Source organism: Edaphobacter sp. (assembly GCF_035532915.1).
GTDB lineage: Bacteria > Acidobacteriota > Terriglobia > Terriglobales > Acidobacteriaceae > Edaphobacter.
The window spans coordinates 1-8,098 of the sequence record NZ_DATKQC010000276.1 but is presented as its reverse complement, the minus strand read 5'-3'; the positions used below and the strand labels follow the sequence as shown (position 1 = coordinate 8,098).

10 protein-coding genes, 1 tRNA gene and 1 pseudogene are annotated in these 8,098 nt (G+C 59.2%); 9 read left to right on the top strand and 3 right to left on the bottom strand.

Annotated elements, in window-relative coordinates; all coding sequences use genetic code 11:
- Both VMU57_RS13305 and VMU57_RS13300 read left to right on the top strand, forming a co-directional pair.
- A pseudogene (locus VMU57_RS13305) lies at nucleotides 1-181 on the top strand (3-methyladenine DNA glycosylase 2); the annotation flags it as partial.
- A gap of 87 nt (nucleotides 182-268) precedes the next feature.
- Entirely contained in the window at nucleotides 269-772 is a 504-nt protein-coding gene (locus VMU57_RS13300; protein ID WP_325384172.1) for a methylated-DNA--[protein]-cysteine S-methyltransferase, read from the top strand.
- 33 nt (nucleotides 773-805) lie between these two features.
- On the opposite strand, the gene mug is transcribed toward VMU57_RS13300, so the two are convergent.
- From mug to trpC, 3 genes are all read right to left on the bottom strand, one after another.
- A complete protein-coding gene (gene mug / locus VMU57_RS13295; RefSeq protein ID WP_325384170.1) occupies nucleotides 806-1,444 on the bottom strand; it encodes a G/U mismatch-specific DNA glycosylase in 639 nt (212 codons plus the stop codon).
- Nucleotides 1,445-1,557: 113 nt separating this feature from the next.
- Nucleotides 1,558-2,241, bottom strand: coding sequence for a phosphoribosylanthranilate isomerase (locus VMU57_RS13290; RefSeq protein ID WP_325384168.1), 684 nt, complete (start codon nucleotides 2,239-2,241; stop codon nucleotides 1,558-1,560).
- Nucleotides 2,242-2,243: 2 nt separating this feature from the next.
- Nucleotides 2,244-3,047 carry an indole-3-glycerol phosphate synthase TrpC gene (gene trpC / locus VMU57_RS13285; RefSeq protein WP_325384166.1) on the bottom strand — a complete coding sequence of 268 codons (804 nt, stop codon included), beginning with the start codon at nucleotides 3,045-3,047 and terminating at the stop codon, nucleotides 2,244-2,246.
- 88 nt (nucleotides 3,048-3,135) lie between these two features.
- Here trpC and ispE point away from each other — a divergent pair, with 88 nt between their 5' ends.
- The 7 genes from ispE to rpsR form a co-directional block, all read left to right on the top strand.
- Nucleotides 3,136-4,194 carry a 4-(cytidine 5'-diphospho)-2-C-methyl-D-erythritol kinase gene (gene ispE / locus VMU57_RS13280; protein ID WP_325384164.1) on the top strand — a complete coding sequence of 353 codons (1,059 nt, stop codon included), beginning with the start codon at nucleotides 3,136-3,138 and terminating at the stop codon, nucleotides 4,192-4,194.
- A gap of 31 nt (nucleotides 4,195-4,225) precedes the next feature.
- Nucleotides 4,226-4,299: transfer RNA gene (locus tag VMU57_RS13275), tRNA-Gln, on the top strand.
- A 242-nt stretch (nucleotides 4,300-4,541) separates the two neighbouring features.
- Nucleotides 4,542-5,627: a ribose-phosphate pyrophosphokinase gene (locus tag VMU57_RS13270; RefSeq protein WP_325384162.1), complete on the top strand. Its 1,086-nt coding sequence runs from the start codon at nucleotides 4,542-4,544 to the stop codon at nucleotides 5,625-5,627.
- Between the two features lie 68 nt (nucleotides 5,628-5,695).
- Nucleotides 5,696-6,376 carry a 50S ribosomal protein L25 gene (locus VMU57_RS13265; RefSeq protein ID WP_325384160.1) on the top strand — a complete coding sequence of 227 codons (681 nt, stop codon included), beginning with the start codon at nucleotides 5,696-5,698 and terminating at the stop codon, nucleotides 6,374-6,376.
- Nucleotides 6,377-6,448: 72 nt separating this feature from the next.
- Entirely contained in the window at nucleotides 6,449-7,078 is a 630-nt protein-coding gene (gene pth / locus VMU57_RS13260; protein ID WP_325384158.1) for an aminoacyl-tRNA hydrolase, read from the top strand.
- Nucleotides 7,079-7,160: 82 nt separating this feature from the next.
- Nucleotides 7,161-7,670 (top strand): 30S ribosomal protein S6, encoded by a 510-nt coding sequence (gene rpsF / locus VMU57_RS13255; RefSeq protein ID WP_325384156.1) that lies wholly within the window; start codon nucleotides 7,161-7,163, stop codon nucleotides 7,668-7,670.
- A 162-nt stretch (nucleotides 7,671-7,832) separates the two neighbouring features.
- Nucleotides 7,833-8,098 (top strand): 30S ribosomal protein S18 (gene rpsR, locus VMU57_RS13250; RefSeq protein ID WP_325384154.1); only part of this gene is annotated, 266 nt, incomplete at its 3' end.

The window sequence follows — 8,098 nt, the reverse complement described above, 5'->3', positions numbered from 1 at the left end:
TATCGGCTTGCTTCGCGGCGCTGCTGCGCTCGGAGAGGGAAATCGACCGAACGCCATGAGTCTGCTCAGTCAGGCGGAGTCATGGAGGCCGTGGAGAGCCTACGCGGCGCAACATCTCTGGGCGGTCGATCCGGTTCTAATGCCCACGAGACGGCAATCAGATAAGAACCCCTCGGATTGAGGCTCGAATTTGAAGTTCATTTACGGAGTGTGTGCGGCAACTGAGCAGAGTTAAGCTGTGTATCGAAGAGGTAAAAGGAGATTTCCAATGTCCATGAAAGAGCATTTTCTGATGGAGTCGCCGTTGGGGACGTTAACGCTGGTCAATACCGACGGAGCTCTAAGCGGCCTCTACATGCCGGAACATAAACGCGGCCCCCGACCGGAGGCTCTTGGTACGCGAGTACGCTCCGGCTTCGAGCGGGCCGTATCCCAGTTGCAGGAGTACTTCGACCAGAAGCGTACGGTGTTCACGCTTGCACTCGCGCCTGAAGGAACGGACTTTCAACAGAGAGTCTGGAAGCAGCTTCGCAACATCCCCTTCGGCGAGACACGAACCTACGCCCAGCTTGCCGATGCGATCGGCAACCGTGCGGCAATTCGCGCCGTCGGCCTGGCGAACGGGCGTAATCCCCTCAGCATCGTGGTTCCGTGCCACCGCGTCATTGGAAGCGACGGCAGCCTGACAGGCTATGCGGGCGGCCTTGATCGAAAAAGATTTTTACTCGAGTTGGAAGGCGCTGCGCCGCTGTGCCAGCTTGAACTCGTCTGAGAGAGCGATAAAAGCACGGAGCGTGGTTCGAGATTAATTTCGAACCACGCTGATACTTAGGTCACGCTCCGCATACTCTCCCTGCAATTCCACCACTTCGGACAGTTCCCGGTAAGCGGTAGTCAGCCCTTCAAGGGTGAACGCTCGATTGAGGCCGCTGGGATTAGGCAACACCCACACATCCGCTCCGCCGAAGCGCATCGTCTGCTTACCCCAACAGACCTCTCTCTGATCGAAGATCGCAGAACACGCAGGCTTGCCCAGGAAGGCGATATAGCGCGGGCCATATCGCCTGATCTTCTGCTCGAGTTCCGGGCGCGCGCTGATAAAATCATGTCTCTTAAGATCGTTGGCACCGACGGTTGGCCTTTCTACCGCGGAAGTTAGCCCGCAGCGGTAGTCGAGCAGCGAGCCGGCATTTTGCGGCAATATCTGTTTCGGCGTAAATCCGGAGAGGTGAAGGGCACGCCAAAAACGGTTGCTGCGACTGGCGAAATGGTAGCCGACTGCCGCTGAGCTCATCCCGGGATTGATTCCACAGAAGACTACGCTCAAGTCTTTTGCCAGGACGTCAGGAAGCCCCTGAATGGGATTGTCGCTCAAGGAAGAAGCGCGACAGCCATCAATCATGCCCTGTCTGTCTTTGATCGTCGAATCTTTTCGAGTCGCCATCTTCAAGGAATTTTTCTTCGAATGCTTTGCAGTCGATAAGGCAGTGCAAGCAGACGATCGGTTCAATACGCTGCGTCGAAAATCTCATCACAGCTTTTGCTCGAACGAATGTCTCAGCGTTTGATGTCTTTCGCCGCGCGAGCGTTTCGGATAAACGCGCCCAATTTCTCGGGATCCTTCCGACCAGGGCTTTTTTCCACGCCGCTCGCCACATCCACACCCCACGGATTCAACTCAGAGATAGCTTCTGCCACATTCTCCGGACGCAGGCCGCCTGCGACGATCGTCTTCAAGCGGCTGCCGCCACCCGTCAGGACCTCTCTTGCCGCAGCCCAGTCAAACGACACGCCGGTTCCACCGGTTGCCTGGCCTACCTTGGAATCGATCAGCACCCGCTCGACCGTGCTACTGGCTTCAATCGCGCTGAGACGCTGCCGCACTGCCTTGGCGCTTTCGCCACCTGCTTCGACAGCCCAATGGACGGTCTGGATGATTTTTACTTTTCCTTCGAACAACTCGTTCAGACGCTTTGCCAGGACGAGCTCTCCCCCGCCATGAAGCTGTACCGCGGTCAACCCTGCCTCACGCACGATTGCGGCGATCTCTTCGGCATAGAGCGAATCGAAGACGCCGATTCGTTCCACGTTCGCAGGCAGGTGCGGCGTAATCTGTGCGACCTCTTTTGCGGTGACGCGGCGACGGCTGGGCGCAAAGACGAAGCCGACCGCATCGGCTCCCAACTCCGCCGCCATCTCTGCATCGTCCAGGTTGGTGTTGGCGCAGATCTTGATCCACATGACTAAATCTCCGCCGAATATTCGCGTTGCAGCAGAGCGGTCAGCGCTGCTGCCGGGTCCGGCTGTCTCATCAAGGCTTCGCCCACCAGAAACGCCTCGTATCCGGCCGCGCTGTACCTTGCAATATCCGCAGCCGAGTTGATGCCGCTCTCTGCCACCATCATGGCGTCGGCTGGCTTCCACTGGCCCAGCTCCGTCACCAGCTCGGGATAGACGGTAAAGGTCCGCAGATCGCGGCTGTTGACTCCAATTAATTTGAAGCCCAACTGTACTGCACGTTCCAATTCGTTTCTGTCATGTACCTCACATAAGACATCGAGGCCCATTCGCGCCGCCTCGTCCCGCAAATAGCTCAGCGTCTGGTCGGCGTGTGCGGCTACGATCAGCAAAATGGCGTCTGCCCCGGAGGCGCGTGCCTCCAGCACTTGGAAGCCGTCGACCATGAAGTCCTTGCGCAGGCAGGGAATCTTCACCGCTGCCGATGCCGCTTCGAGATGCTCCAGCGAGCCCTGAAAAAACGCTTCATTGGTCAGCACCGAGAGCGCTGCCGCCCCTGCACCTTCAAACATTCTGGCCAGGCTCTCAGGATGAAAGTCACTTCGAATCAAACCTTTAGACGGAGACGCCTTCTTGATCTCGGAGATGATCGCGGGTCCGTTCGCGGCGGCGGCACGCAGCCCGGCCGCAAAGCCGCGCGGCGTGTGCGCAGCGGCCTTGCGCTCCAGCGCTGCATAGTCTGCGGTGGTCTTGCGTGCGTCCACCTGCAGCCGGGTGTCCGCAAGAATCTCATCGAGCTTTGTCGCCATAGTCTCCATACTACTTATTGTTGCGAGAATTCTCTCGCTGCCGCCCGCAAGCCAGGGTTGGATGCGAGGGCAGTTAGAATCGGAGACGATGGCTACGCGCATTCGTTCTTACTCGAAGATCAATCTGGGGTTGGCCATCGGGCCAGCGCGGCCTGATGGGTTCCATGGCCTGACCACGCTCTATCAGACGCTCGATCTGCATGATCTGGTTACAGTTGGGGCGCGCCGAGCCGATAAGACGCAACTTGTGCTGACCACCAACCATTCCCGTGTCCCGACGGATGGGCGAAACACCGCCTGGAAGATCGTCGAGCGGTGTCTGGAGCGGCTTGGGGTGACGGCCGAAGTCGAGATCTCGATTGAGAAGAACCTGCCGGTACAGGGCGGCATGGGAGCGGGAAGCGCGAATGCCGCTGCCGCGCTGATTGCGCTGGAACGGGAGCTTGGATTAGCGCTACCGGGTGCGAGGCGGCTGGAGTTGGCGGCAGGGGTCGGGTCGGATGTGCCGCTTTTTCTATTAGGTGGCGCGGTTTTGGGCCTGGGGCGGGGGGAGCAGGTAGTTTCGCTGCCCGATCTCCCGCGAATGGCCTGCCTGATCGCGGTGCCGAACATCGGGGTCTCCACTCCGCAGGCCTTTCGAGACTGGGATGCGCTGGCTGCCGGAGCGTCATTGACGGCATCTGTGGAACACGATAGACTTATGGAGTTGAGTCTCGCTTATGCGTCCTTGTATGCAGAGCCTGGCACTTCCGGTATCGTTCGCAACCTGAATCCTGAGAAAAAACAGGGGAACTCTGCTTCTGATAAGGATGTTCAGAGTGGTGTGCCGAACGGTCTCGCGGAGAATACCCTTCTCTCGCTTGTCCGCACCGGGGTCGAAAACGACTTTGAACAGGTCGTCTTTCCTGCTTATCCCTCCCTGCGTGAAACCAAGCGTCTATTGATGGGTACTGACTCAGAAGCTCCTGCTTTGTATGCGGCGCTCTCTGGCTCGGGTTCGGCTCTGTTTGGACTTTACCGGTCCGACGCAGAGGCGCGAGCAGCTCAACAGCGTATCCAGTCGGCTGCAACGCAAGCTGGGGTTAGGACTTTCCTGACGGAAACTTTGCCCAGGGCGGCTTACTGGGAGAGAATGTTCGCAGGGTAGCTTCGCCGGCAATAGCAGGCCGGCGGCATACTGGGCGATCGACTAACGGTAGGTCAAGAGACTTTGAATCTCTTTGTCTAGGTTCGAATCCTAGTCGCCCAACCAGAATGTCGACGCCGGATGCGACAATTAGGGTTTTTGCGGCAGCAATGTGCCGCAGGAGTAAAACGGTTTTTTGGTTCGCAGCAACATAGCGGACGAAGAAGTGAAGTTTTGAAGGAACATCGTCTTTAGCTTTCGCAGTATTCGCAACAAGGATTTTTCGAGAGACCTACGGGGCCGCAACAAGGCTTCGCGAGACAAGGCAGCAGGAACTACCAAGGTCAACCAGCCTGGAGGGTTTCAACGTGAACGAACAAGACACGACTGCAGTTCTTTCCCCTATTTCAGGGCAGACTGAGGAGCTTGACTCCCAGTCTGCACCGACGCAAGCCGCCCATAGCGGACAGAGCAGGACGGCCCCGGAAAAAAAGCGCTCCGGCAAGCTAAGCGAAAGCAAGCGCATCAAGATTTTTTGCGGATCGGCAAACCCCGCATTGTGCGAGGAGATCTGCAAGTTCGTCGGTGTGCCGCTGGGCGAGACCCGGTTGCAGAGATTCTCCGACGGCGAGGTTCACTTTCAGCTGCTCGAAAACGTTCGCGGCGCGGACGTCTTTCTGGTGCAGCCCACCTGCTTCCCCGTCGATCAGCATCTTGTCGAGCTGCTGATCATGATGGACGCGCTCAAGCGCGCATCGGCCGGGCGAATCACGGTTGTCATGCCGTACTACGGCTATGCGAGACAGGACCGCAAGGACCGGCCCCGCGTAGCGATCACGTCGAAGCTGGTTGCCGATCTACTCACGACGGCTGGTGCAAACCGGGCGTTGCTGGTCGATCTTCACGCAGCGCAGATTCAGGGCTTCTTCAATATCCCGGTGGACCATCTGTTCGCCAGCCCGGTGTTGGTGAGTTACTTCCGGGACCTGGAGTTGCCCAACCTGACCGTGGTATCGCCCGATGCGGGCGGCGTGGAGAGGGCGAGATTCTTCGCCAAGAAGCTGGATGTACCGTTGGCCATCGTCGACAAGCGGCGGACCGACATTAATGTTACCGAGGTGATGAACGTGATCGGCGATGTAAAGGGCCGCACGTGCCTGATCCTCGACGACATTATCGACACCGCCGGAACTATGGTGAAGACGGTGGATGCGCTGCTCGAACAGGGCGCGGAAAAAGTTTATGCGTGCGCGACCCATGCGGTGCTGTCCGGACCGGCAGTTGAGCGCATCGCAAATTCACGATTGGAAGAACTGATCGTGACGAATACCATTCCGCTGCGCGAAGATGCGCTGCGGGTGCCGAAGATTAAGGTGCTTTCGATTGCCGGGTTGTTGGGACGCGCCATCGAGAGCATCCATATGGAGACCAGCGTCAGTACGCTGTTCAACTAGCGGTTTATTTCAACGAGCGGTAAAGGGAGCGAGGCTCAACCTCGTGCCCGAAAGGAAGAAGTTTCGTTATGGCAGTAGAGACAGCAGACACAGTAGTCGCAACGCCTCGTGAAGGCAAGTTCAACAAGAATGCGGCCCGCCGCGTTCGCGTAGCCGGCAAGATTCCTGCGGTTGTCTATGGCGCAGGCCAGGATGCCGTGGCCGTGACCGTCGATCCCAGGGCCATTACCAAGATCCTGCACTCGGATTCCGGCCACAACACCATCTTCGACCTGAATGTCGAAGGCGCGACCCTGGTCAAGGCCATGATCGTCGACTGGCAGCGTGAGCCCATCAAGGGCAAGCTGCTGCACATCGACCTCAAGCGGATCGCGATGGACAAGCTGATGCGCGTCTCCGTGCCCATCCAGTTGACCGGCACCTCGGCCGGCGTGAAGAACCAGGGCGGCATTCTGGACCACGTTCTGCGCGAGGTCGAGATCGAGTGCCTTCCGGGCGATATCCCGAGCCACCTCGATGTCGATGTCTCCGGGCTGGAGTTGCATGGCGTGATTCGCGTCTCCGACCTGCCCCACTCGGGCAGCATCAAGTTCCTCGGCGATGAGAATGCAACCGTTGCCCACGTAACGGCAGTCAAGGAAGAGGCCGCGGCTGAAGTTGTTGCCGCTTCGCCGACCGAGCCGGAAGTGGCCAAGAAGGGCAAGACGGATGCGGAAGCTGCTCCGGCTGCCGATGCTAAAAAGAAGTAGTGTGACGGTGGCCTTGAAGCGGATAGTCAGCTTCAAGGCCGCCATCGCAAGGTTTGGAAGGGAAGCGTTCGCGTGAAGCTGATTGTCGGACTCGGCAACCCCGGGATTGAGTATCAGTTCACGCCGCACAACGCCGGGTTTCTTGCGGTAGACCGCATCGCGGACGATTGCGGCGTGTTGCTCACCAACCGGCGAGGACGGGCGCTTACCGCGAAGGCAAGGCTGGCAGGCGAAGAGGTTCTGCTGGCGAAGCCTGAGACCTTTATGAATCTGAGCGGGCTTTCGGTGGCCGCGCTGGTTCGAGAGCTGGACATTGCTGTTCCGTCGTCGGACCTGATTGTTCTGTATGACGAGCTGGCGATTCCGCTGGGCACGATTCGCATCCGCGAGCGTGGATCGGCAAATGGGCATAACGGAGTGAAGTCGATCTCCGGTGTGCTTGGAACGGAAGAGTGGCTGCGCATTCGCATCGGCGTTGGGAAACCGGCGCTCGAGGATGGCAGAGAGATCAAGGCAGGCGGCAAGGAATATTTGCTGTCGCCGTTCCGCAAGCAGGAGCTTGCGGTGCTGGATGAAGTGCTCGACCGCGCACGCAGCGCTGTCGAGGTGGTGCTGACCAAAGGGGTCGGCGCTGCGATGAACGAGTTCAACCGCCGGCCAGACGAACCCGAGAAGGGGACGGAAGGGCCGAACGGGAAGTAGTACCAGTTGATTTTCCAAACCGCTCCGGCAGACGACACGCCGGCACGGTGCGAAGCAGAACTTCGCAGAAAGAAGTAAACGAATGAATCGTACTTACGAAATTATGTTCATCGTCCGTCCGGACGTTGAAGAAGCAGAGATCGACAAGCTCATCGAAGGTTTCTCGGCCAACGTCACCGGTGGTGGCGGCGAGGTCAAGAGCGTCGAGAAGATGGGTCGTCGCCGGCTGGCCTACACCGTTCGCAAGTTCAACGACGGCTTCTACATCCTGCTGAACATCGCCGCTGAAGGCTCGCTGATCGCAGAGATCGAGCGTCGCCTCCGCGTCTCCGAGCAGGTGATCAAGTTCATCACCGTGCGCATGGACGAAGAAGAGAAGCGCCTCGCCAAGGTCAAGGCCCTGCGCGACTCCAAGGTCAAGCGCAGCGCACAGCCGGTTGCTCAGGCACCGCAGGCGCCTGCCGCCATATCGGATGCCGTTGCCGCACCGGAAGCTCCTGCAGCCGCTCCCGAGACGGTAGCCGCGGAAGTTCCCGCAGCCGCCCCCGAGACGGTCGCCGCCGAGGCGTCTTCCGAGAACGCTGCCGTTTAGCTTCAGCGCCACAAGCTCTGCGATGCTGCTTGTCGCCGCATCGCGCAACGTACTACGAATCGCTCGATCCCACTTCCGTTCGGCCTTCCGGGCCGGATGTTCAGAGACTCCATCGCGGGTCTGGAGCGGGTGAAGGCACAACGTACCTGAGAGGAAACACACATGGCTGACGAAACCAGCACACCGCAAGCATCTGAGCAGCAGGCACCATCCTCACGTCCCGCACACGCTGGGGGACACTCCGGTCCCGGAGCAGGCGCTCCGCGCACACCCCGTCCCGGCGGATCGGGCGGCCCCGGCGGCCGCAAGTTCTTCCGCCGCAAGAAGGTTTGCAAGTTCTGCACCGAGAAGATCGACGCCATCTCCTACCGCGACGTTCGTCTGTTGCAGGGCTTCGTGGCAGAGCGCGGCAAGATCGTTCCGCGCCG

What these genes read in the sequence shown, in the direction of transcription:
- VMU57_RS13300 (WP_325384172.1), top strand. Translation starts at nt 269, where the DNA reads ATGTCCATGAAAGAGCATTTTCTGATGGAGTCGCCGTTGGGGACGTTA.
- mug (WP_325384170.1), bottom strand. Translation starts at nt 1,444, where the DNA reads ATGGCGACTCGAAAAGATTCGACGATCAAAGACAGACAGGGCATGATT.
- VMU57_RS13290 (WP_325384168.1), bottom strand. Translation starts at nt 2,241, where the DNA reads ATGTGGATCAAGATCTGCGCCAACACCAACCTGGACGATGCAGAGATG.
- trpC (WP_325384166.1), bottom strand. Translation starts at nt 3,047, where the DNA reads ATGGCGACAAAGCTCGATGAGATTCTTGCGGACACCCGGCTGCAGGTG.
- ispE (WP_325384164.1), top strand. Translation starts at nt 3,136, where the DNA reads ATGGCTACGCGCATTCGTTCTTACTCGAAGATCAATCTGGGGTTGGCC.
- VMU57_RS13265 (WP_325384160.1), top strand. Translation starts at nt 5,696, where the DNA reads ATGGCAGTAGAGACAGCAGACACAGTAGTCGCAACGCCTCGTGAAGGC.
- rpsF (WP_325384156.1), top strand. Translation starts at nt 7,161, where the DNA reads ATGAATCGTACTTACGAAATTATGTTCATCGTCCGTCCGGACGTTGAA.